Origin of the sequence: Chloroflexus sp. (assembly GCF_034434295.1) — a bacterium.
Lineage (GTDB): Bacteria > Chloroflexota > Chloroflexia > Chloroflexales > Chloroflexaceae > Chloroflexus.
This window is the reverse complement of sequence record NZ_DAOTZQ010000101.1, coordinates 13,963-40,345: the sequence shown is the minus strand read 5'-3', so window position 1 is coordinate 40,345 and position 26,383 is coordinate 13,963. Positions and strand designations below refer to the sequence as shown.

General features: G+C 55.6%; 12 protein-coding genes and 1 pseudogene. 3 read left to right on the top strand and 10 right to left on the bottom strand.

The genetic code is table 11. The annotated features are described in order from the left end of the window. Positions 1 to 791: 791 nt before the first annotated feature. Both VAE57_RS14290 and VAE57_RS14285 read left to right on the top strand, forming a co-directional pair. On the top strand, positions 792 to 3,455 hold the full coding sequence (locus VAE57_RS14290) for a S8 family serine peptidase (RefSeq protein ID WP_322822542.1): 2,664 nt from the start codon (positions 792 to 794) through the stop codon (positions 3,453 to 3,455). Beyond that, on the top strand, positions 3,442 to 4,137 hold the full coding sequence (locus tag VAE57_RS14285) for a hypothetical protein (protein WP_322822541.1): 696 nt from the start codon (positions 3,442 to 3,444) through the stop codon (positions 4,135 to 4,137). Before VAE57_RS14290 ends, VAE57_RS14285 begins: the two co-directional genes overlap by 14 nt. A gap of 153 nt (positions 4,138 to 4,290) precedes the next feature. Here the strand turns inward: VAE57_RS14285 and VAE57_RS14280 are convergent, their stop codons facing one another. After that, complete coding sequence (locus tag VAE57_RS14280; RefSeq protein ID WP_322822540.1) at positions 4,291 to 4,965, bottom strand: hypothetical protein; 675 nt, start codon at positions 4,963 to 4,965, stop codon at positions 4,291 to 4,293. 144 nt (positions 4,966 to 5,109) lie between these two features. On the opposite strand from VAE57_RS14280, the gene VAE57_RS14275 reads away from it, so the two are divergent. After that, on the top strand, positions 5,110 to 5,790 hold the full coding sequence (locus tag VAE57_RS14275) for a haloacid dehalogenase type II (RefSeq protein ID WP_322822539.1): 681 nt from the start codon (positions 5,110 to 5,112) through the stop codon (positions 5,788 to 5,790). Positions 5,791 to 5,981: 191 nt separating this feature from the next. Here VAE57_RS14275 and VAE57_RS14270 read toward each other — a convergent pair whose 3' ends face one another. From VAE57_RS14270 to VAE57_RS14225, 9 genes and pseudogenes are all read right to left on the bottom strand, one after another. Then, the gene (locus VAE57_RS14270) at positions 5,982 to 8,042 is read right to left on the bottom strand and encodes an alpha-amylase family glycosyl hydrolase (protein WP_322822538.1); all 2,061 of its coding nucleotides are present in this window, start codon (positions 8,040 to 8,042) and stop codon (positions 5,982 to 5,984) included. A gap of 96 nt (positions 8,043 to 8,138) precedes the next feature. Next, entirely contained in the window at positions 8,139 to 8,951 is an 813-nt protein-coding gene (locus tag VAE57_RS14265) for a carbohydrate kinase family protein (protein WP_322822537.1), read from the bottom strand. Between the two features lie 434 nt (positions 8,952 to 9,385). Continuing rightward, positions 9,386 to 11,863: an endopeptidase La gene (lon, locus tag VAE57_RS14260; RefSeq protein WP_322822536.1), complete on the bottom strand. Its 2,478-nt coding sequence runs from the start codon at positions 11,861 to 11,863 to the stop codon at positions 9,386 to 9,388. A 46-nt stretch (positions 11,864 to 11,909) separates the two neighbouring features. Then, positions 11,910 to 13,768 (bottom strand): annotated as a pseudogene (locus VAE57_RS14250) (ABC transporter ATP-binding protein). 14 nt (positions 13,769 to 13,782) lie between these two features. After that, positions 13,783 to 14,283 carry a MarR family transcriptional regulator gene (locus VAE57_RS14245; protein WP_322822533.1) on the bottom strand — a complete coding sequence of 167 codons (501 nt, stop codon included), beginning with the start codon at positions 14,281 to 14,283 and terminating at the stop codon, positions 13,783 to 13,785. Positions 14,284 to 15,078: 795 nt separating this feature from the next. After that, positions 15,079 to 19,353 carry an FG-GAP-like repeat-containing protein gene (locus tag VAE57_RS14240; protein ID WP_322822532.1) on the bottom strand — a complete coding sequence of 1,425 codons (4,275 nt, stop codon included), beginning with the start codon at positions 19,351 to 19,353 and terminating at the stop codon, positions 15,079 to 15,081. Positions 19,354 to 19,759: 406 nt separating this feature from the next. Beyond that, positions 19,760 to 23,245 (bottom strand): hypothetical protein, encoded by a 3,486-nt coding sequence (locus VAE57_RS14235; RefSeq protein ID WP_322822531.1) that lies wholly within the window; start codon positions 23,243 to 23,245, stop codon positions 19,760 to 19,762. 3 nt (positions 23,246 to 23,248) lie between these two features. Further along, positions 23,249 to 25,348, bottom strand: coding sequence for a CHAT domain-containing protein (locus tag VAE57_RS14230; RefSeq protein WP_322822530.1), 2,100 nt, complete (start codon positions 25,346 to 25,348; stop codon positions 23,249 to 23,251). A gap of 77 nt (positions 25,349 to 25,425) precedes the next feature. After that, positions 25,426 to 26,223, bottom strand: a complete 798-nt coding sequence (locus tag VAE57_RS14225) for an ATP-binding protein (RefSeq protein WP_322822529.1) — start codon at positions 26,221 to 26,223, stop codon at positions 25,426 to 25,428. Positions 26,224 to 26,383 lie beyond the last annotated feature (160 nt).

Genomic DNA, 26,383 nt, shown 5'->3' with positions numbered 1-26,383 from the left:
CATGCGGGAGCGGGGGCGATAGCCGGCGAGTCGGCGGGTTAAAACCCTGTCTTACTTCCTTGAAGCCCCTGCGGGGCTGGCCTGCCGGCGGGGAGCAGGCACCATGCGCACGCATGAGTAGCTTCAGCGGGGCTGCCACGTCGTGAGGGAGGGCGTCAGCCCGCCCGACTGCAGGGCTGACCTGCTGACGGGGAACAGGACGCTGCAGAACCCATGACTGCCGGTGTGCGTGATGAACGATGCGCTATTGCCAGCACGATGTGCTATGAGGGGCATACCGGCTGCCTGGTGACATGTGGGTAATGCATAGCAAGGCGAGCCGGAGGCGTATGCTCCCGGGTTCAAAGAGATTAGTGCTACATGCTCAACATTACCAGCGCAGACCATGTGTACAGGTAATGTCGCATTATGCGGAATTGCCAATCTCGCAACGGGAGCATCGCATAGCAGTCGGCTCCATACGTGGATAGCGGCAGAAATGAAAGCCTACGATTACGTTGAACCCAAAACAGCTTATGACAAACTTTTCATCAAATAAATAAACAATTTTTCATTTATCCTTAACAATTTGATCAGCCAACCGTTAACCTCTTGAAACTTTACGAAGTTTCTATTACAATAAACATCGTTCGTGGTAGGTCAGCAAAGAGCAGATATTCAGGGTGCGAGGCATAGCCTGTGCCTGGGGGATTTCTGTTCTGTTTTCTGTGTAAGGAGGTGAGATCGTATTGTCATGACGCCGTACAAAGGAGTATGCCGCTGTCTTGTTTTTGTGTAATCAAGGGGGGCACATGAGTCGTTTATTTTCACGCAACTATCTGGTTGCATTGACGTTGCTACTGTCGCTTGTGCTAGCTGGAATTTCACCGTTACGCCCTGTAGAAGCGCAACCGCGTCCTGATCGCCCAACGCCTGGAACGCCGTTAACTATCGAACCCCTCACTGCAAGTAGCCGTGAAGATGTGGCCATCAACAAAAATCTGACCCTCTCACGCGACGGTACCCTCGCCAGCGTCTTCCTCAAGATCGACTCACCATCACTCGCCTCGTTTATGGCGCAGAACGGCATCACTGACATCAACGCCCCCGCAGCTCAGACCTATCTGCGGCAACTGAACGCCGAACTTGATGCGCTGATCGCTCAGGCGCAACAGCGCATCCCCGGTCTGATAGTCACGCACCGGTTTGATCTGATCATCGGTGGTGTTTCGATGGCCGCTCCGGTTAGTCATCTTGACCAATTGCGTCGGTTACCGAACGTGGTTGAAGTGATTAACGACCGGATTGAGCGCATCGAGACCTACCGCACCCCTGCGTTTATTGGAGCAACCACGGCCTGGCGTCGTGGCGGTGGTTCGGCGTTCGCCGGTGAAGGCGTTATTTTCGGCGTCCTCGACAGTGGTGTCTGGCCCGAACATCCGTCATTCTCCGACCCCGATCCGCTTGGCAAACCCTACGCTCCCCCACCACCCGCGCCGGGTAATCCTGGTGGTCTCCGCGCCTGTAATTTCGGCAGTGCGACACCCGGTGATGCGCCGTTCACCTGCAATAACAAGCTGATCGGTTCGTACCGCTTCATGACAGCCTACGACTTTTTTGTCGGTACCGCACCATATGAGTTCCTATCTGGTCGCGATGATGATGGGCACGGTACCCACACTGCCTCGACGGCAGCCGGTAACCGTGGCGTTCCGGCCAGTGATGGTAGCCGGGTATTCGGGACCATCTCCGGCATCGCACCACGGGCATACATCGTGAACTACAAAGTGTGTGGCGAGCTGGGATGCTTTACAACCGACTCGGCAGCCGCCGTGCAGCAGGCAATCCGCGATGGTGTACACGTGATCAACTTCTCGATCAGCGGTGGTACCAATCCGTACAGCGACATCGCCTCCCTCGCATTTCTTGACGCCTACAATGCCGGGATTCTGGTGTCGGCATCGGCAGGCAACTCTGGCCCGGGACCCGATACGGTCAACCACCGCGAACCGTGGGTAGCGACGGTTGGCGCCAGCACCTCGGACCGGTCGTACCTCAGTACATTGACGGTGCAGGGAAGCAGCGGAACCTTCACTGCGGTTGGCGCTTCGAGTGGCGCCGGGATTTCGACACCTGCGCCGGTTGTGGTCAACACTGCCGACCCGCTGTGTCTCAACCCGGCAGCAGCCGGCACATTCACCGGACAGATCGTTGTGTGTCAGCGAGGAATCATTGCCCGCGTCGCGAAGAGCGCGAATGTAGCAGCCGGTGACGCTGTCGGTATGATCCTCTATAATCCATCACCGAGTAGCCTTGACGCCGACTTCCACTCAATTCCGACGGTTCACATCCAGAACACCGATGGCAGCGCATTGCTGGCTTTCCTGACTGCCAACCCTGGCGCGACGGCAACCTTCACCCCTGGGGCACCCGGTCCGATTCAAGGTGATGTGATGGCCGGCTTCAGTTCGTGCGGCGGTCCCGGTCAGACCCTCGGTATCAGCAAGCCTGACGTGACTGCACCCGGTGTCAACATTCTGGCCGGCTATACGGCAATCGAATACGGGCAAGCGGTACCACAATTCGCCTTCCTGAGTGGTACATCGATGTCTAGCCCGCACAATGCCGGTGCTGCAATCCTGCTCAAGTGGCTCAACCCAACCTGGACGCCTGGTCAGATCAAGTCGGCGCTGATGACCAGTGCGAAAGCTGCCGGCGTCTACAAAGAGGACGGTGTTACCCGCTTTACGCCATTCGATGCCGGTTCAGGCCGCATTGATCTGCGCAAAGCCTGGGACCCCGGCCTGACGTTCGATGAGACCGGTGCCAATTATCTGGCATTGCAGAATGAGTTGTGGAAGGCCAACTATCCCAGCCTGTACGTACCGAGAATGCCGGGATTGATCACCGTCAGCCGCACGGTACGTGAAGTGTCGGGGTACAACAGCTTCTACAAGAGCACCATTTCGTACCAGGCCGGCCAGCCACGTGACTTCAAGGTCATTGTACCGAAGGAATTCTTCGTGCCGGCAAACGGTACGTACACCTTCAATATCACGGTTGATGCCCGTGATGTACCGTTAGGACAGGTACGCCATGCCGTGGTCATCTTCACCGAACGGAACGGCTGTCAGGTTCGTTTCCCCGTCACGATTGTGCGCGGCGAGCCTGATATTCGGATGGAGAAGCAGTGCGATCCGGCGACCCTGGCCTTGCGTGGGACAACCGACTGTACGATCTCGATCACCAATACCACCTTCAACGATGTCACAGTGACGCTCAACGACACCATGCCGAAACAGTTGAAACTGGTGAGCGGGAGTGTCACCGGTGGTGCCACTGAAACGAGCAACGGCCTGATCTTCAGTGGAACCCTCACCGGCGCATCGCCACCCAACGTGAGCGCGGGTCGTTTGACCTTACGGCTATCTGTCCCTCGCCGGCCTCGGTGCGACCCCGAATGTGAGCCTCGGTGACGAGACGATTACCAACTTCACCCTGAGTCGCCCGTTTGTCTTCGGTGGGCAAACGTACAACACCATCGGTATGGTCAGCAACGGGTATGCTGTGATCGGTGGCGGTACGGCAGCAGATGTGCAATTTATCAACCGTATCTTCCCCAACCCTGCCCGCCCGAACAATACGCTGGGTGCGTTCTGGACCGACATCGACGGTAGCGCTGGCGGTAGCTACTACGCTTACCTTGTTGGATTTGGGCCGTGCAGCAATCCGGCGAATGCCTGCTGGCTGATTCTGGAGTGGGAAAACGCGCCGAACTGGGGTGATGGTGAATTGAACACCTTCCAGATCTGGATCGGACTGAACGGTGTCGAGGACATTACCTACTCCTACGGTCCGACCCTCTCTGATGGCGATGGCGGCTATGTCACTGTCGGTGCCGAGAATGCGTTCGGTAATCGCGGGGCGAATATCTACAGCAACGACGGCTTCGGCCCGGTTGTGGGTACTATTCCAACCGCAAACTCGAACGATGTCTACATCGAGACTACCCCCGGCACACCGGGACAGACCATCACCATTGGCTTCCGCGCCCAGGGTGTGCGCCTCGGACGCTGGACGAACTACGCCGAACTGACCAGTCCATCCTTCTTCGGCACGTACATTGATCCGTTCAGTGGTGAGGTTGTCAGACCGTAGCGGCAATCATTGCGCGATAGCTTAAGGATGGGGCGAAATGGATATCGCCCCATCCTTATGTTATGAAGTACTGTCGTATTCAACCACTCAACTCAAACCCTCGCAACGCCTCGGCTTGAATCAGCAAGCGAGCACACATACACTCAGCAATATCTACGGCGCCTGCCGTGGCGGTAAAGGCCGCTGCGACTGTGGGCCAAACTGCGCATCGCACAGGAAGAGTGGTCGGCGGCCATCACCGTGGTAGTTGTAGAGCTGATCGCCAACTCGAAGCTGCACAAAGACGCCATCAATGAGCACCTGGATGTACGCCATTCCCGGTCGCGGACATCCGAGTGAGCCATCTGGCCAGGTGACGGCAGCAACCTGGGCCACCTCGATAGCAGACACATCCACCCCCAGGCGCTGGGCCAGGTCTTGTTTTGCCTGATCAATGAGGCGGGCCAGGTTCGGATCGTAGGGAGGTGTCAGTGGTTGGGCATTGGCCGGCATCGGCGACGTTCCACCCTGATCTGACGGCGGCATAGGGGTCTCCTTTACTGGTGGTACGGCAGGAAATGGTGTTGCCGTTGGGGCTATCGTTGGTGGTAATACAACCATTACCACAACGGTTGGTGAAACAACCGGGGCCGATGGTGGTTGAGTAGTTCCTTCCGGCAATAGGGTGGCTGTCGGTACCGGCAGGGACGCATCGCGCGTCGCCGCAGGCGGCTGCGTTGGGAATGGCTGATCGGGCAGCGGTGAGGGCTGTGCAGGCAAAGAGCCGGTCGCCGTTCCACAGGCTACCAGAAGAAACATGCCGATTAAGATGACAACCAATGCTCGCATAAGCAGTCCTGTGCAGTTCAGACGTGGTGCTTTACCGGTATGACGTACACCTACAGCAATTCGTTCCATTCATACCCCCTATCCGAGACTGCATTGATCATCCGGTGTATAATATGCATTCCACTATCAAACAGGAGAATTGCTATGCCACGGGTTTGTGTCTTCGACGTGAATGAGACGTTGCTCGACCTGCGTGCTCTCGATCCAATGTTTGAGCAGGCGTTTGGCGACCCTGGAGTGCGACACGAGTGGTTTCAACAGGTGATTCATCTGGCAATGGTGGTCACCATTACAGGGAGCTATGTTCCGTTCGCTCAGATTGGTGATGCCGCACTGACCATGACGGCCGCACGTCGTGGTGTGACACTGAGCAGTAGCGGTCGGCAACAGATTCTGGGTGGTATGCGGCAACTGCCTCCGCATCCCGATGTACGACTAGCGCTCGAACGCTTGCAGGCCGGTGGGATAAGGCTGGCAACACTCACAAATTCAAATGCAGAACTGGCCGAGACTCAGCTTGCGTTTGCCGGTCTGCGTGACTTTTTTGAGGTGCGTCTGTCGGTTGAGGAAGTTCGTCGCTTGAAACCGGCACCGGAGGTGTATCAGATGGCGGCTCATCGGCTGGGAGTGGCACTGGATCATGTACGGTTGATTGCCGCCCATGCCTGGGACGTAGCGGGAGCCTTGCGTGCCGGTTGTACCGCTGCTTTTGTCGCCCGTCCGGGTATGGTACTCGACCCACTGGCACCGCCGCCGGATGTAGTAGGAGATGATCTGGTCGCGGTTGCAGATCAAATCCTGGTGATAGAGAGGCAGGTGGCATAACACGCTCATCTATGCTGTGAGTGGTTAAATGCGGGTGAACTTATTATGACATTGACAGCGAATTTTTCTATGAATGGTCTCACGAAAGAGGCGTTCGGCAGGTTTGGATAATCGCCAATCTTCGCGTGTTACGTGACGGGAGCGGGAAAAAGATGGACGCGACTCCTGAATGTCACGTGCTCGTGACCAGGTCAACCCTCGAAGCAGTAGATACCGAATGGTACCAGACGCAATTCTTCACCGATACCACGCCGTTCCCGAGTCAGTGGTGAAATATCGAGCAGATCACGCCCAATAGGCTGGGGGGTGATGAATCGGCCCGGTAACGCGCCCAGATTGATCACGCCGATCAACCGCCGCTGATCAAACTCACGATAGATGATCATAATATCGCCAGTACCAGCCGTAAGGTCCTGGTAAGCCACTGTTCCATAGCGAAGTGCCGGCTCTTTACGCCATAAAGCTAACAGGCGCGGCAAGACAGCACGATCTGCGATCTCCTGACCATTCCAGATCGCCGGGGTCAGACCACTGAATAGCATCACAGCCCAGAGCGTCTGACCAAGGCGTGAACCCCGTAAGCCATCGGCTAACGGATTGCAATCGGCAGTATCGAATGATTCAAGAAACCCTATCCGGTAGGTAGCAGGATAGAGTGCAGTATAATCTCTCTGGTATGCCGACCACTCAGCAGGAGTAATCCGGCGCATCGCCAGGTGTACCAGCATATGGTGGCTGGGATAATCGAACCATCCCCCGGCAAATTGGGAAGACCGTGGCCCGGAGAGAGTAGAGAGCATAGCGAGTTCTGGCCGGACTGCCGCAATCTCTTGTAGGGTCTGCACCATCAATGCGGAACCGGCACTTGCCCGTAGCGGTGCCCGCCGTATCCAGGCCAGCGCTGCGCTGTATGGAGCCACTGCCCGTATCCCATCGAGGGCAAAGTGATCAACCTGGGCAATCACCCACTGCTGCCAGTACAGACGCCAGTCGCTGCGCAGCCAGTCAAAATGGTAGCCACCGGCAGCAAGAGCAACACCCGGGTGACGTGCAACTGCTGGTACATCTGCCGGTGTCCCAATCACAAATGCCCCTGACTCATCACGGACAAACCATTCCGGGTGCTCGCTGAGGTAACGTGAATCAGGAGCACAACCCTGCATAGCAACATCTAACAAGACCCGCATGCCCTGCTGATGAGCTGCTGCAACAAGCTGTTGGATCGTCTCGTGATCGCCACACACCGGATCGATCCGTTCGAGATCACCAATCAAATGAGGACGATCACCAACCGTATGCCACGGTAACAAACATAGCGTATCGACCCCAAGCGTGGTCAGTTCAGGTAAACGACGACGCAACCCATCAGCACCGCCGTGCTGCCGCAGATCGGCGACATAGATGATTGCATCACGCAGCCATGGCATTGGCGGACGGGGAAATGGCATCAATGCCTGATAGATGGACAATGCTGCCGGCCAGGGCTGGAGGGTGAGGGTAAAAAACTGCCGTCCCAGCGCAAACCGCCAATCAGAGGGAAGCCAGCCGGCAACAGCAATTTCATAGGCCAATGAGACTGCTGTATGGCTGCCCTGTACGTATGGAAGTGCCGCCTCATCATCACCGGCATACCAGCAGAGGAAAGTCAGCGCGAGATCAGAATTGACAAGAGCCATCACCCCGGCACCCTGGGTTGGTGTCGGCTCAAAAGCACTGCCACCACGCAATCCAGGCGCAAAGAAACGACGAGGCAGAATGTTGCGATCCTGAGTGCTGGCAGTGGTATACAAGGCACGTGGACGAACACTGTTACCCGGCGCCTCAAAGGTGCAGTGGTCTGGCGAGCCAATCTTGACATGAGGTATGATCAGCCGTACACCGTACATGCGCAGTTCATCACCGCTGACATTTTCGATCTCAATCCAGCGCTCAATCACCTCGTCTGACAACAGGTAGTTATCAAACACTTTGAACGGGCCAAGACCGACAATAATCGTCATCTGCGGACGACCATCTGGCAACATCTGCAAACGGTGCCAGATGTAGCGTGCGAACGTCTGTGCGGTAATCCAATTGGTCGGCGAACCGATAGCAACATCAACCCCTGCCACCGGGGGGCCGAAACCGAGAATATTTGGGCTATTATCGTGACGAAAGACAACCAGTGCGCCACTATCCGTTGACCAGCCGAGTTCATAACGAGCGGTGCGTAAAATAATCTGGTCGGTCTGTTCGTAGAGTTCGTAACTCATTGAGCAATTGGCGCAGTCTATCAGGAGGGGTAGTAGATACTACCTGTCAGGTTGTAGAGATTATAACACGAAGTATTGTCGCTTCTTAAGGCAAGATCACGCTATCGATTGCTCGATTACGAACGTCGTGGCAGCATTTGTGGCAAACGCAAGAATGTCCTGCCAGGTCCATCCTCTCCAGATACCGTACACCACGCCCGCCCGAAAGACATCACCGGCTCCCGTGAGATCACTGCTCTCCGTTGAAGGTGGTGTTGCTTCGTACCAGCTACCGGCAACCAAAACCCGTGCCGGATGAGGACCATCTGTGATAAAGACGGGAGCACCACGCACCTGTTGTAAAGCAGCAGCCTGCTGGAACGGATCAGCACCAGACCGATCAGCCGACGTAACGATGACATCAGCAGCCTGAGCCAGTGGATCGGCAGGATCACTCACATCACCGACGACCACCAGCCGATTGAGCTGTCGTGCAGTGGTAGCGACTTCTGCGGTGTAGAGGCCATAACGGCTAACACTAACGATCTGGCATGTTGCCAGGACTTCTGCTGATGGCGGCGAAGCCGCAGTCTGTTGACGCAACGCAATAATCGTGCGCTCACCATCGGGGGTGATCAGGACATGGCATACCGGCGTTGCGACGTTCGTACTTCTTTCGATATGGGTTATCAGGCCCAACGCGGTCAATTCAGCTGCAACCAGATCACCACCGGCATCGTAACCTAACCTGTCACCGTACAGAAGTGGCCGAACACCCCAGTTTACCAACGCACGGGCTTCGTTCAATGCATTGCCGCCAGCCAACCAGCGTGTACGCACGGCATGAATACCGCTGCCGTGTCGCGGCCAATGGGGTAACCAGATACGCAAATCAGCACAAAGAGAGCCGTAACAGAGGATTGCATTCATACCTGGAAGTCATCTCATTACTGACCGACAAGCCAGATGATCATAACGAAAAGGCACATCGCACCTATGGCCAGCAGGTTGAACGATGCGCCCCATCTGGTAGAGAACACCGTCGTGCGAAAGCCTGGCTTCCGCACTTTAAACAATACAACACGTGCATCACCGGTCGTGAAAGGCAACCAATTCAGTGCGTGATTGTGCTGTGGATGAAAGATAGTGCCTCTCTTTTCCGCACTGGCATGCAGAAAACAGGGTATGTAGTCTCAGGTACGTTGTCAACATATATACCCGTGCTACGGTCTGGCATTACGATAGTACCGCTGCTGCGGTGTGAACACCTCACCATTCACCTGTGCAAAGCCGATGTATAAAGATGGATGAAAAAAAGATGGTTCTGCGGGTACATTTTCACCGCAGAACCATCAACGCTTTCCCTATGCACCGGCCGGGGTTGGCGAGGGTTGACCACGATTATTTTGATGATGTGGCCCGTTGACCTGATTATTCGCAATCGGCACCCGACTCAGCGCAATTTGCAGCACCTCGTCCATCGAGGAGACCGGGATCAGATTCAGTTCCCGCCGCACCTTCTCCGGCAGCTCACTGATATCTTTCGCATTTTCCTTTGGCAGGATAAAGGTACGAATACCGGCCCGATGAGCGGCCAGTGTCTTCTCTTTCAGGCCACCGATAGGCAAGACCTTTCCGCGCAGAGTAACCTCACCGGTCATCGCAACATCGCGCCGCACAGGGGTACCGGTCAGCGCACTGATCAGCGCGGTGGTCAAAGTAATACCGGCGGATGGACCATCCTTGGGTACTGCACCCTCTGGGATGTGAATGTGAATATTGGTTTCTTCAAAGATCGCCGGATCAATCCCAAAGTCAGCAGCACGCGAGCGAACGTAGCTCACCGCAGCCTGCGCACTCTCCTTCATCACCTCACCAAGCTGGCCGGTGAGTTGAAGCTGGCCCTTACCTTTGAACGGCAACACCTCGATATTGAGAATATCACCGCCGGCGCTCGTCCAGGCCACACCGGTCGCAACCCCAACTTCATCCTTATCCTCAACCAGGCCGAAAGTAAAGCGCTCAGGACCAAGGAATTCCGACACGGCAGCCTCATCAATCACAAACTTCTGGACTGAGCCATCGGTTGCTTCGCTTTGTTCGGCTACCTTACGCGCCACTTTGCGGCACAGACTGGCGATCTCGCGCTCAAGACCACGTACACCTGCCTCGCGGGTATATTCGCGGATCAGCTTGATGATGGCACCATCGGTAAACTCGATCTGATCCTCACGCAGCCCATGGAACTCACGCTGTTTGGGGATCAGGAAACCGCGTGCGATCTCCATCTTTTCGTCTTCAGTGTAGCCGCTGATCTCGATGATCTCCATGCGATCACGGAGCGGCAGCGGGATTGGTTCAAGCTGGTTCGCTGTGGCAATAAAGATCACCTTGCTGAGATCGAACGGCAGTTCAAGGTAATGATCGCTAAATGCGCTGTTCTGCTCTGGATCGAGCACCTCAAGCAGTGCCGAGGTCGGATCACCGCGGAAATCGATCCCAATCTTGTCAACTTCATCAAGAATGTAGACTGGACTCCGCGACTTGGCCGTCTTCATGGCCTGGATAATCCGGCCGGGCAACGCGCCGATATAGGTGCGGCGATGACCGCGAATCTCGGCCTCATCGCGCACGCCGCCGAGACTGGTACGGACAAATTTGCGTCCCAACGCACGGGCAATGCTACGCCCCAGGCTGGTCTTACCCACACCGGGCGGGCCGACAAAGCAGAGGATGGGACCGCGCATCTTATTACCGGCCAGTTTAAGCACAGCCAGGTATTCAAGAATACGCTCTTTGACCTTTTCGAGGCCATAGTGATCTTCGTCGAGAACCTTTTTGGCCTCAGTAATGCTGATCTCCGGCAGCTCCTCATCAGCCCAGGGCAGCGAGAGGATCCAATCAAGGTAGGTACGAATCACGCCTGCTTCAGGGCTGTGCATTCCCTGTTGGGACAGGCGCTTCACCTCATGCAGCGCCTGATTCTTCACATACTCTGGAGCGTTCATCTCGTGAATCTTGCGCCGCAGCTCATCAATCGGATCATCGTCATCTTCATCTTCACCCAACTCACGGCGAATAACCCGCAACTGCTCGCGCAGGAAATACTCACGCTGACTCTGGTCAAGCACCTCGCGGGTATCCTGCTGAATCTTGACGCGCAGCTTCAGTAGCTCCAACTGGCGAGCCAGTACCAGATACGCCTTACGCAGACGCTCGACCGGATCGAGCGTATTGAGAATCTCAAGCCGATCCTTGAAATCAAATGCCGGCCCCCAGGTCACAATATCGGCCAGATGACCGGCGCGATCAATGCGATGCACAAACTGCACCGCATCTTGGGGCACCTCACCAAGATGCTCGACGAATTCATCAACCTGCTGCTTCACCGTCTCCATCAGGGCTTCGACCTCGATCCCCCCGACCGGTGGATCAAAGATCGGTCGGCAACGCACCCGATAGAAAGGTGTGATCTGGATCGCTTCGATAATCTGTGCCCGCTGCTGGCCTTCAAGGATCACACGGGCTGTGCCATCAGGCAGCTTGGCAAACTCCTGCAACTGCGCAATAACCCCAATTGGCGGTAGACTCTGCGGCTGGTTGCTCTTGTATCCTTCGAGCTGATTCTCGCGCACAAAGATCAACAGAACATCACGATCTTCTTCCCACGCTCGCTCCATCGCACGGTACGACTTCCCTTGCGGTACCTGGAGCGGGATGGTCATATGGGGCATGATGACCATTTCGCCAAGCACCACCATCGGGAGACGGCGTTCTGGCTCTTCGTGCAGGTCATCCTGCTCTTCAGGCAGATCGTCAAAGAGAGACATTGGTTCATTCATAGTAGTTTTATCTCCTACGTTCTATGAGGAACGTTACGCACACGATTCAAACAGCAGCCGCTGTTGGTATTGGCTGCAAAAATTGTCGTTCGTACAACCGGGCATAGACGCCATCACGGGCAAGCAGCTCCTGATGCATACCGATTTCAACCAGCTCACCCGCTACGATTACAGCAATGCGATCTGCGCGCTGCACTGTGCTCAGACGATGGGCAATGACGATACTGGTACGTCCGGCCATTAACCGTTCCAGAGCCTCTTGCACCAAACGCTCGCTTTCGCTGTCGAGCGAGCTGGTGGCCTCGTCCAAAATCAGGATACGCGGATTTTTCAGAATCGCCCGGGCAATAGCAATCCGCTGGCGCTGACCACCGCTTAAGCGCAGCCCACGTTCGCCGACCGGTGTATCGTACCCATCTGGCAATTGACAGATAAACTCATGCGCATTCGCCATCCGGGCTGCCGCTTCGATCTCTTCGTTAGTGGCCTCGAGGCGGCCATAGCGGATGTTATCGCGAACACTGCCGCTGAAGAGTTGGGTTTCCTGCAACACGATTCCGATCTGCTCCCGGAGCGACTGAATCTGTACCCGCCGCACATCATAACCATCGATGAGTACGCTACCGGCACTCACGTCGTAGAACGTGGGATCAGGCTGGCAATCGTACTCTTGCCGGCGCCACTGGGGCCAACCAGTGCCACCATTTCCCCCGCTTCAATTGTGAGTGAAAAGTCACGCAGGACTACCGGTGCGGGCGACCCGTTGCTGGTTGCCGATTGATAGGCAAATGACACCTCACGAAACTCAATTCGCCCCTCGATAGGCGGTAAGGGAATGGCATCAGGCGCATCGGCTACCAATGGTTGCTGATCAAGCAGCTCGAAGACTCGTGTGGTTGCCCCAAGCGCCTCTTGCAACTGAGCAAACAGGCTTGCAAATACACCCATTGACCCGGCAGCCATCACTGCATAGAACAGGAACGAAATCAGGCTGCCTGTCGTCAACACACCGGTACTCACCAGATAGCCGCCGATAGCCAGAATGCCGATCAACGCCATCCACACCGCCAGCGACATTGCCGGCTGAAAGATAGCGCGAATCCGGGCAAGCTTCAACGCCGTCGCAAAGGTTGCTTCGACCGCTGCCCGAAAACGGGCAATTTCGTAGTCCTCACGTCTGAACGAGCGCACAACCCGTACACCGGCAACCGTCTCTTCCAGAATGCTGGTTGCATCGGCCAACCGGTCTTGCACAGCGGTCGAAATCTGGCGCAGCCAGCGACCGAAGAAAACCCCAATCAGCACCAGCGTCGGCACCAGGATCAACGCCAGACCACTGAGCTGCCACGAGACAACGAGCATCAAAGCAACAGCCCCAACTAACTGAATAACACCCCCCAGTAGTGTTGGTAGACTATTGGTCACCGTTGTCTGGATAAGGGTCACATCGTTGGTAATGCGCGACGTGATTTCACCTGTTCGACGCTGCTCGAAGAAGGCGAGATCGAGCTTTTGAAGATGCTCATACGCTGCAATGCGTAGATCGCTGACGACACGCTCACCCACAAAGCTCAGACAGTAGGTCTGAATAACACCGGTCAGAAGTTGCCCAATCATCACAACACCCAGAAGCTGGGCGATCTGAATAACCGGCAAGGCCTGGTCGCCGGTTATGAGATTAACAACCTGACCAATCGCTAACGGAATTACCAGTCCCAAACCGGCACTGATGACCATGGCAATCAGAGCTACTACGATCCAACCACGATAAGGTCGCAGATAGGAAAGTAGCCGGGACCAGCTTACATTACCGGTAGCTTGTGGTGGCGGTATCAATTGAAACGGTAACCGTAACAAAGTACGCTCCTTGAACGCAAGCAGGCGAGCCTGCTTATCGTTCACCACGGTAAGGTCATCTTTTATGCCAATCGTCCTGTCTCACTCCGTTCGAGCACGCGCGACATCCCGGTTAACACCCCTTCCAGAAGTTCGAGCAAGCGTTCGGCATCAGCCGCTGGCAGATGACCGAGGGTGGCATGGATTTGCTCGCGCCGGGCCTGGCGAATCGCAGCAATCAACGCCAGTCCACGCGGCGTAACCTGCACCATCACCTGACGGCGATCCCGCTCGTGCCGTGTGCGCTCAACTAACTGTTTATCAAGCAGACGATCAACTACACCGGTCAGTGCCGCCGCCGACTGCTGCGTCGCTTCGGCCAGATCGGACATCTTGCACTCACCGTTCGTTTGCGCCAGATGAAGCAAGGTGTAGAACTGGGTCAATGTCAGGTTAAACCGCTCATCATCGAGCAACTGCACAAACTGGCGCTGCGCCAGCCAGCTTATGCGCAAAATCATTTGCTCGATGGCATCGAGGGTTGAAGGGTTATTTGCGGCATTGGCCAGTTCTGATTCGGTCATGCGTTGCCCTATTCCTAGTGCGTGTAGATATTTAACAGTGTTAAGTATATCAGAAGCAAGCATCCTTGTAAAGGGGAGCGCAACCTTGAGGATCGATATGAATCAGCGCCATGTCTGCGACAAATGCATCACTGCCCGGCACCGGATATGGCGTAGGGGCGGGTTCGGAACCCGCCCCTACGATCCGTTACCTCCGCAACGATACTGTGAGGATCACCGATACGACCCGGATGGACGTGGGGTGATCGAATAAACAATGTCATCCCCACACTGAAGGACTATCAGGAGCGGCACCGGCGAGCCACTGATGATTAGTCACAATATGAGAGTAAGGTGTTGGCATCGTGGCGGGTTTTCTATGCTATCAGATGTGCTGGTAACCAGGGTGATACGCACCCGGCGTAGAGTACGCCAGACGCAACAGCCACGCTGTCGCACTCCAAACGATACGACACAGACATCCCTGAGCAGAACCTGCACCCACGAAGGGACTAGAACCTATTTCAAAAAAACATCTAGCGGCAGCATGGCTGCCGCACTCCAAACCCCGCGACACGCGCATAACGAGCGAACAAGGCAACCAATCCAACACGTGATTGGAGGCGGAGATGATTGTTAGCCCTCCTCGCTGCCATATTAGCAGCCTGGAAGCAGGATATGCAGTCGTTGGCGATTGGCAAGCGTTTATGCGTCTGTGCAACAGTCTGGATGCACCACAGCACAGCTTTTACGAAATAAGTTCTAAAATTATGCCTTTCCTATCTTCTATCTCCTACCTCCTATCTTCTCAACCAACTACCGACACGCCACCAGGCACACCACTTCACGTTGCAGGAGTGGTACCCAGACTGTTGGATTGAGATCGAGGCGCTGCGCTCCCGGTGCGCCCCACAATGCCGAACCTCGCACGGTCATACCGTTGACGCGGAAGGTCACCTGTCGACCGGCCATCCCACACCCTTCACTGCCAGGCTGGGCCGCAGCCACGTCGATGACGTAGGCAACTTGATTGTTTACTAATCGCGTTTGGGCACTGCCGCAGACGACACCGTTGATCAATGCTTCTACGGTCTGACCGGGGGCAAACGTTGTCGTACCCAATGGTGCAATATAGCCGTAGTAGGTTGTGGGTGGCTGCGGCAACGCCGATTGCAGGGTAGCACCACCTGTCAATGAAGCGGTTCCGGTTGCCCCATCATCAGTCACAAAAACCCAATAGCCGCGACCATAGGTCAGGCTGGTGAGTGTGTTTACCAGAGTATCAAAAGCAGGGGCAACCTTTGGGTCGTATCGACGCCAGCTATTGGTCACTTCGTCATAACCGTAGACGATGCGATAGTGACGACTATCGACGTTAAGACGGCTGAACGCAACCGGCACGCTTTCGCCCGACCACGGATAGGCCAGCAGGTTCCAGCCGGCTGCCGGGCGTAGCGTTGTTAATAAGGTGTATAGTCCTGCCCCGGCTGCATCACCGGCCAGCTCGCGCCGTTCGAGATCGCGTCGATAGACAACGATTTCACGCCATGCCTGGCTAACTGGATCATATTTGAACATGCTCAGCCCACCGGCTGTTCCAGGTGGCAAACTGATTTCGTCGTAGCTCAAATTGATCGAGAAGCCGGTCAGGTCTGTTGCACTTACGCCACTCAGCCAGTAGCCCGATCCGACCTGCTCGCTCCACGGCGGTGGCGTAGCCGGTACGCGCGTAGCCGCTTGAAATGAGAGCAGATCGCCCGGCCCAAAGACACCATCAAGGTCATAGATCATCGCCTGGCCATCGAGTGACGCCGGAGCATCGTTTGGACAGGTTTGCCGCCGTGGATTACACGGTCGTCGTTGCTGAGGGACCGGTGATTGATCGACAGCCAGACGCGGGGTATCTGCTGAATAGAAGTAGAGATTGACATCGGTGACAGCCTCGCGCCGTGGTGCCGGCTCATCAACCCACAGGTGGAGTAGCGCCTGCTCGAAGAATGTCGGGGCAGTAATTTCAGCCTGTGCCACACCGGCACCGGCAGTTAGAGTGACGGTGGCCGATGACGGCGCATCAAGCGGAAATAGACGAGCACGTAAGGGAGCAGTAATACCCTCAGCACGCACAATCACCCGAATCCGTTGACCATCAATCGGTTCGATCCGGATGTCCGGTTGCCAGTCAGATCGCTCGGCAACAGTTAAGGTTGTCTGACCACTCACCAGCGCTTCGACGCAGCCAAGCCGTCGTACCGCCAGCTCGAACAGGCAGAGACGATCACCCGCTCGCGCACCGCGAGCTTCGAGCTGATCGCGTACCGGAGCACCGAGATCGATCAGTCGATCAATTGTTCCATTGCCATCATCATCGGTAAAGAGAATACCACGTGCGCTGCGGTCGGGTTGGAGGCGGATTGTACCGTCGTCAGTTTCCTGCAACAGACTGAACGTAGACTGGCGGAATGTGCGCGATGAACCCGCCAATGGCATGTCAATAACTTCGGTGAGCTGCGCCGGCAACGTGTTTGGGCCAGTTATCTGATTGAATGTTGTCGGACGATGTGCGGCTAATGCCGGGTAAAAGGCAACAATTGTCTCCCAATCAGCACGGCCATTTTCGAGCTGTGAAAGCGTTTGTTGACAATTGGCTACCCAACCAGCAAGCGGGTGAAATTCTGATTGTTCTTCACGGTAAGGATTATTCATTGCGCCTGGACAGCTCTCAACCCCTACCAGCACACGCCGACCACTCACCTCGCTAAAACCGATATAGTTGTCAGACAGGAAGAGTAGATAGTGTCCCAATTCATGCGCCAGTGCCCGTGGCCAGTCCTCGCCCACGGTACCGCGACTGGCCCCGTACTGATTCCAGGTTGCCCCGATGCGAACCCGTCCCGGATAAAAGACCACTTCTTCCCCCAGACCATTGGTAGTAATTGTGGTCTGTTGAACAATACCGCCTCGATCCGAGTTTGGCCGCAAGCGATTCGTCGCGTAAATTCGCACATCGGCCAGATTCCAGCGTTCACGGTTGTGAAAGATTCTGACCCGCCCTAGCGCGACCTGGCCATTTGTCCAATCGTAGAGCAGCTCCGAGGCACGACGGAGATCGGTGCGTAGTTGGGCCATATAACCGGTATCGTTGTGAGCATCCCACTCAAGTGAGACATCGATATCAAAGGGGAGGAGAGGGTTATCAGGGCTGACATTGATCGCATTGACACCCGCATCGCCGAGGATAGTCAGCGTTGGCGGGTCACCAGGAACGATATTGGTGTAGTAGAGCGGACTATCGTTGACCAGAAGCCGTAGACTCCAGGCGGTGAGTGTACCGCCATCGAAGGGAAAGTTATCGGCAATAACCAGTCGCCAGTCACCGGTAATCGGCTCGCCACGCAGTTCATCTAGCGGGTCAATAGCCTGAAACTGTGCACCTCCAGTAGGCGGACAATTATTGCCGGCGATGGTATCGCTGACCGCAATCGCAAAACCATTATTGTCGCCACAAGACCCATCAACCAGACGCACGACTGTTCCTGAAGGGCTGATCAGGGTCATTGAGAGATCGCTAAAATAGGTGTGCGTGCCCGTAATAATGACCGAGTCAATGAACTGAATAATCCCGGTCTGCGTAATCGACAGGGTTGCTGTGATCAGATCGGTGCGATCAGAGGCAATTGGAATTGGAGCATGGGTACTGGTATAGGAGACCAACTCACCGATAGGCTGCAGAACGGCCACCTCGTCACCCGCATTCACCAACCCGGTCAACGTGGCATTGCCATTCGCATCGGCTCGTAATGGCCGATCATCAACAAGCACGGGTTCGGCTGGCACAGTACTACCGGCGGGCTGGCGGAAGAAGAGGGCACCGTGGGCCGACACCCCACCAGCCCCGGTAACCACTGTCTGCACTGCCCCACTAAGCTGATTACGATAGACGCGGGCCGGCGCATTCAGTCGAACGGCCACCAGGTCAGGAGTACTTGACCCTGCCATCTGCCCCCACGCCAGTCGGCTCCGATTCGTTGCCCGATTCGCAAGCGTGGCGACCAGGGTAAAACCACCACTGCCATTATTCCGCAGCAGATGTTCACCGATGGGCAGCGTCTGAATCACATCACCTCGCGGTTCACTACTGAGCGCAACATCGATGAAACCATCACCATCATAATCAGTTGCAACGGCAGCAACCGCATTGATCCGCTGACTCGTCGCCCATGACAAAGCCAGTGTCAGCGGTGCATCTGACTGATGAAGATAAAGGCGCACATTTTCACGCACACCGGCAATGAACAGATCGGGCTTACCGTTGTCGTCAAAATCGCCGGCAATGACGGCACGGGTATTCGTATTCACTATATCATCAACCCAGATCGGGGCCGAACCGAAGAAGGGCGCGGTTCTTACGCCACCAAAGATGCGAGTTGGCTCACCTCGTAAACCAACCACTAAATCGGGTATATTGTCACTATCCATATCGGCCAGAGCCATGCTGACGGTGGTGAACCATGCCGGAACAGCTTCCTGTAACGTATTCGGCCCACCGGCCAGGATTTGATCGTCGAGGTAGTAATAAATAGCATCCGCCTCGGTACCAATCAGCAGGTCTGGATCGTTATCACCGTCGAGATACCCCCATAGGATCGTTTGCGATAACAGGTTTAGGGTGGTAAATTGCACATTGACCGCCACCCCACTGGAAACCAACACTACCCGATACACGAATAGAGGGGCACCGTAGTTCGCTTCTGCTAACAGGATCGTCCCGCTGTTGGTGACAGCCCAGGCCAGATCAACGGTTTCATTAGCATTCGGCGATGTCCAGATCGGCGTTAGAATAAGTTGACCTGTGCTGTCCAATCCATCATTGCGCCAGATCTGAGTCGGCAGGTTGCGCCGACCAACGGCCAGATCATCATCACCATCGCTATCAATATCGAATGCAGCAACACTCGTATACTCATCGCTAGCCGCTGATTGCCAGATCTGTTGGAGTGGCCCGGTTTCGGTCTGAGCACGAACCGGCAGCGGTAGGTTACCGACAATACCAGCAATAAGCAGCAGGTATAGCACTACATACGCTCGTGACATAGGCCCCCCCTATGGTTTTGTGATAGCGACTGCCGATTGCGGCAACAGGTATGTAACTCAAGTTGCCATCTATGCTGTGAGCAGGACTTGGAGGCTGACTATCAGGATGAACAGCACGACGTTGCACGCAACACCATGTGGCATAACCACATGAACGATGTGGGGAATAGCCAGTTCAAATGGACGCATTACGCTACGCCTCATAGGAGCAACCCGAGTTATCCACATGCTCTGTGTCCTCCGTGTCTCTGTGGTGATAACGGTAGCAACTTGGGTTATGTATGTCTTGCTCGTGTAGCAGAGAACGACAGTCGGTTCGATCATCACTGACCAATCACGATGTCACCTCAGTACATACCCGGCAGAAACAACAGAAGACGAATGCGAACACCCGATCGGATAACGGTCATTGACAAAGTGAAGCGTCTTCTCGCGCAAGCTGATAACGTACACACTCATCGGCAGTGGGACGACGACTACGTATTACAGCTAGATCAAGCGCTGTATCCAGATCGAGCGGTAACCGAATAACACTTCCATTCGCACTGACTGTGACCAGTTCACGCGAGCCGCTAAACCCGATTGCCACCGGCAAGCCATCAAGCCCCATGCGCGCCTGCTCAATCCCATCGACAAACTGCCAGATTTTCACGGTTTGATCAAAGCCTGCGGTTGCAATTAGTGTACCACCGGGGTCAAATGCAAAATCGACAATTCCTCCGCGATGAGACGCCGAAAAATCGCGCTGATTCAACGTGGCACTGTCACGCACGAGAATGATACCTTCATTCGACTCACTAACCACCACTGTGCCCTGCGGATTAAAGCGAACCCGACCATTGGCCCGCTTATCGACAATCTCAACCAGTGTCTGTGCAGTCCGATAGTTCCACACCATCACCAGCCCATCGCGGGTAACAATCGCGAGCAGGGGTTGAGTTGGATGCAGAGCAGCGCCGGTGATCACAGTCTCAAAGCGATCGCTAAGATCGAGCATTGTCAGTGGACGGGTTACCGAATCCTGCCACTGCCAGAGAAATACCTGCGTCCGGCTGCTGGTCAACAAGAGGCTGCCATCAGCACTAAAGGCTACATTGCGCACGCGCGCCTGGTGTGCAATGACGGCTTGCAGGCGACCAGACGCAACGTCCCAGACACTCACCTGCGCATCAGCACCGGCAGCAGCCAGCCAGCGTCCATCAGCGCTAAACGCCAGCATCTCGATGGCTGCGGTATGATGAAGGAGTGGACGAGCCGGCGTGTCGGGACGGGTGAAGAGAGCGATCCGGCCATTCTCACCGCCCACGGCCACCCATCCACGTTGAAGGTCGGTAGCGAGTGCAGTCGGGGCAAACCACTGCAGATCACCAACATCCCAAATACGCACCGTTCCATCAAATGATGCCGTCACCACCTCTTGCCCGTTGGGCAGCCAGCGGGTTTGACTGATCTGGTCGGTATGACCACGGAGAACGGTGACAATCCTGCCATTACTCAGATTGATCAGATACTCGTTGCCATCGTTGGCCGCAACCAGGGCCAGAAAACCATCCGGGCTGAGGTTGAGATCGTTCAGGGAAGTGCCGAAAGTCGTTAATACCGTGCTATCCTCGCCATTCGTCTCGATCAGCCGTGTCTCTTCAATGAGAGCCAGTGTACCTGCCGGTGTGTACGCCAGCGCCGTAATCGGTTGCCCACCGAATACTGCACGCCCAATCAGTTCTCCGTCGCGCAAGCGCCAGATTAGCACCTGCCCCTCTTGACTGGCAGCAGCGATCCGCACACCAGCCGGATCGATAGACAGGCTACGTAGCGGAACACTTTTGATTCCACCCATCACGATCTGCCGCTTACTTGCTAAGTCCCACCGTCGTAACCAGCCATCGTAGCCCGTCGTGTAGAGAGTCTGCCCATCAGGACTGAATGCCACCGCGAGGAACTGCACTGCCAGCGGATCATCCGGTGGGATACTCTGGTTAGCCAGCGGATGCCACAACCGCTCTGGCTGATCGGGCATGAGCGTATTCCAGATTAGAATGGTGCCATCCCGGGTGACCGCAGCGAGTTTCGTACCGTCGGGGTTAAAGGCGATGGCCGAAACATTGGTTGCGCCGGTCGCCAGACGTTGCATCTGTCCGGTAGACCGTTCCATCAGAACAACCTCAGCCAGATCATCGGCAGGCAACACCGCCGCCGCCCACCAGCGTTCGTTCTGACTGACTGCCAGCGCGGTAACCGGTGCGCCCAGGTCAAACGTTGCCCGCGTCCGTGAGGTAGCCAGTGCACGGTAAAGCATTGCCATTGCGCCGAGATCAACCGGCTCTTCACGTTCCCGTTGTACCAACACTGCCTGCCGGGCCAGCAACAACGACAATTGTGGATCAACAGACAGGTTCACAGCCGCCTCTGCCGTCAGTTCACGGATACGAGCCAACCGCGAGAGTCGTTCAGCTTCCTGATAAGCAAAAAAAGCAGCGGCTGCTGCAACGAACATGACCACTGCCAGGATTGCTGAGACAACTCCTAATTGTTTGATCAAACGCTCACGACGACGTTCAGTATCAATCTCAGCCTGACGCGCCAGACAGGCGGCAAGAAATTCTTCATCAATCTGCTCGACCAGTTCAGGATGGGCCGCCACCCAATTTCTGGCCGCCACCAGATCATCATCGTGGAGCAACAGACTTTCTGGACGGTCAGTTGCTGCCCACAGCGCAGCCTGACGTTGAAACGGACTCAACTGCTCACGCCAGGCCGCATTATTCTGACGAACCGGTTCGATGAGCCGATCATGAGACAGCTCATACCAGATAAAATTACGTCGCTGCTCAGCCCGGATAAGGTAGGCATCGATCAATGACGGCAGTGCCTGATTGGGTAAACCGGCGGTTGCACCTTCGCCGCGCAAGACCTGATTGCGAATGCCGGTTGCAGTGATGAGCTGTTGATCAAACCAATCACGGATCACCCGCTCGCGCACACCACTGATTGCCGACGCCGCCACTACTCGTTCGGCATAGTAATCGGCCAGCGCGGCGTCTACAGAACCCACCGTGTGCAGTGCAGCGGCATTTATAACGGCTCCCTCCGGTGCACCATTGGGAAACAGGCGTTGCCAGAGCCGATAACAGACCACCTGTAACTGCACCGGTTCCACCGTATTCCCCAGCATCGTGCCAATCTGGTCAGAGACAAGTTGAACGCGCGACCGGCGCAGATCATCTACCAGTGTTTGAGCAGCCACCTGATCGAATTCGACCCCCAACGCCAGGGCCGGCTGGCGAATGGCAGCCAGTGCCGCTTTCGGGCCGAGCAGATCGAGCCGGAAGGTTGTGCGAAATCGCGACGGCAGCAAGTGAGCATATTCCATTAACGGCGCCAGGTAGTCTTCGCGGATCGCAAAGAGTGCCCACACATTCCGCTGCTTGCGCAACAGATCGCCAATTGTCTGACAAAATGCTACTTTTGCTGCCCGATTAAGTGGATCAACGGTGAGCAGTTCTTCAAATTGATCGAAAATGATGACGGTATCGTTCATCTCAGCTTGATCGGATGGCACGATCAGATCGGTTAGCGACCGGTCGATGGCTTCGTCGCCACCAATTGAGAGCGCAGCAGCCGCCTGGTAGCGATTAACACCGGAGGGTATATCGTCCGGCAATGCCAGACCAACCCGTACAATCGGCAGGACACGAAACTGACGTGCTTCCAGGGCTGGAATCAGTGCAGCCTGGATCAGCGAACTCTTGCCGGCACCTGACGGCGAATAGAGCAAGACAATTCGTTCAGCGACAAGCAGGCTGGTCAGGTCACGCACCTCGCGATCGCGACCGTACAACCGATGTTCGCGGGTAAAAGCCCGTGGCCCAAGATAGGGATTTTGCTGTAACATATCCTAGAACCCACGCCGACGACGAGGTCGGTCACTCTCAGCAAGGTGCAGGGCCAGCGCTGTGCAGAAGTCGCGTGGACTACCCCAGAAAATACTGATCGCTGCGGTATCTTGAAAATAGGCTTCCAGATAACGAATCGCCCGATCGGGCTGCAAGACCTGATCTTCGCGCGGCAAGAGCTGACCGGCAATTTGCACGTAGCGTCGTCGCCGCGATCCACCGCGTAACGGTTTAATCAAACTATGAAACAGAGTACGGAAGCCCATATCCTCTAGCTCAAAACCCAAGAAGAGGAGTGCGCTATCGGCCAGCGCATCACGGACAACCGCAGGGATGCACTCGCGTTCTGCCGAAATGTTGATGAGAAAATCGAAGTAGTCATCTTCGGTTAACACCAGCGTCTCGATCTGGTCAAAACTACCGAATAAATGAAAGACCAGCGGACGTTCGGCTGATGGCCGATAATCCGGTTCACGCTCGAAGATTGACGGCAAGCGATCCAGGTCTTCATTCCAACGACACAGTTCGATAACCGGCTGCTTACCGGCTTCGATCAACGCATCACTCAGCATATTCGAGGCATTGGCCGTAATGTACACGGGCAACGGTTGGGCCGCCAACACACGGTACGGATCGTGCGGATCGCGTTCCCGTTCATGACGACCGATCATGCTGTACATCTGCTGAAGATTGAGCTGAGCAAGGTCGGGCAGCGTATCGCTATACGTGTCAAGTAACATCTGGCGCAATGTTTCAACCAGCGAGCGGCGGGGGAAGCGGTAGTCGTGTTTGATCGAGAGAAATTGCGCAACATACGCCAACTGCTCACCTTCATAGCTCTCCATTGGATAGCGATACCGTTCGGCCCACATGCGGGCAATGGTGCGACTGGTACCCAACCGGGTCTCGGCTAGTTCTGGGCCGATAATTGGCGTGCACAACCCATCGGCCATATAGCCGGCGAGAGCTTCGATCTTCTCTACCGTTTCCTGTTCGTCGGCAAAACCGGGCACATACCAGATACGACCGCTCTTCAAGCGCGAGTAGAGTGCCGGCATCCAAAAATCGGGGAGATCGCGCACAGTGCCCCGTGCTATAGCCATCGCCGCATCAATCATCCCGTGATGCTGCAATTCCTGGCAGAATGTCGGTATGAAGCGCTCGATTAAACGCATCGAGACATTGCCCTGCATCGCGACCACCGCAGGTACGCCGGCTTCGGCCAGGCGCGGCCCAATTGCTGCCAGCGCACCATTGTCGGTCGTCATGCCGCCACCACTTTGACAGGCAATCAGCATCACCAGCCGCGGACGTTCGGCTAGTTCGCGCAACCGCTGACAGAACGACGCCCCATCAACCCGATCAAAGGTATTATCCGGTTTCACCAGCCAGAGGTACGTATTTCCCTCGACAAAACTCCCGTGTGCCACGATGTAGAGCACATCAAACGGCTGCCCTTTACGAGTAGAGGTACGTAGGGTTGAGATGATCTGTTCCAGTGTTGCAGCACCGGGTTCGGTCAATTCAACAATATCAAAATGGGCAAAGCCGGCACGTGCCCGGGCGAGTTCACCCGCAACATCAACCGGTGCCAGGCCAAAGCGCTCAATGCCGTGGGGATTAGCAATGGCGATCAATACGCGCAGCGCATTGCGCGAACGAGCACGAATCGGCTGCACATCGTTGCTGGTCAGGTAACGCGAAAAATAGACCTCTTCCCCCATCAGCAACGGCTCACCATCAGGCATACAGAGCGTTTCCCACCGCAACGTATGGAGTTCGGCAGCACTGGGCGCGATGAAGAGGCGAAAACGGATAGGGAGCGGACGCCGGCCACGACGCGCAATTGTCCGGGCAGCCTGAAACTGAGCGAGTAGATCGGGATCGCTCAACAGCATTGCGCCCAACGCAGTGCCGTATGCCGCCGGGTCGGTATTCAATTCACGCAGACGGTTGACATCAAACTGGATTGGACAATCAACATTTCCTCGTTCAATGCGCACATCAGCATCACTGTCAGGATCAGCGTATGAGAGGTTCACCGCGTAGCCTGCATTGCCGATGCTCCGCAGACTGAATTCGAGGTCAATGATCTCGTCCATGAGGAATAGATTTCTGTCCAGGAAAGGGAAACTACCTGGCTATCAGTATAGCAGGTAGTACCCTCTCCTGCAAGGATTTAGGGCGCGGCAATTGGCCAGTGTGCCCAGGCAACGAAGAGATCGCCGTGTGGACGGGCACCGACGTAGCTACCAGTGATCGCAGCAGCTCCGTTACTAAGGCCATAGGCATTGGCAACCAGCTCGGCGCAAATAGCCAGACCGAAGCCATGACCTTCCTGACCACCACTGCTAAACGTGAAACCGCCACGGAAAAGATCACTCCATTGCTGCCCGAAGCGCTGTACAAGCGCCGCGTACTGCACAGGATCGATACGATTGGCAACCACCAGCCGCAACGATGGCGACTCGCACTCTAAAATGGGAAAGATACCAACCATCACCCGCTGATCAGCACTATGGCGCGTCGCATTGTTCACCAGATTGTACAGCACCCGATCAAGTGCCGAAAACTCGACACAGCGGTCGGCTACCACCCCATTGTAGCGGGCATCAACAATCACACTTGCCGTACCATCGGGCAGGCGATAGTCTATCTGTTGCCACTTCTCAAGCAACAGATCAACCCCGTGCTCACGTAACTCTACATCACGAGCAGTCCGTACCGGGTCAAGGTCGGGGAGACAATTGCGCATAATCTTGAGGTGATCGCGCGTCAAGAGGTAGATACGCTCGGTATCAACCGGCTGGTGTTGTGTCAGTTCGAGCAATTGCAACTGCAATACAAGTGCTTGCAATGATCCACCACGCACATCGTGGATAACCTGGCTCAACGTTGAGTCTCGTTGTTCGAGCGAAATATTGCGCAACTCGTTGAGCAAATCGTGCCAGCCGGTTTCGCCAAGCAGATGTAGCAAATGACTGTGATCAACGTGCGCTTCTGATCAAAGCTGCTGTAAATCCTCAGCAAGGTGTTGTATAAACGTCGTACCAGATCTTGTAGCGACAGCGGTAGTTCAGCAATACTCATGCTACTACCACTACGAACAAATGGATCACGACGGAGAAAAGGCAAAT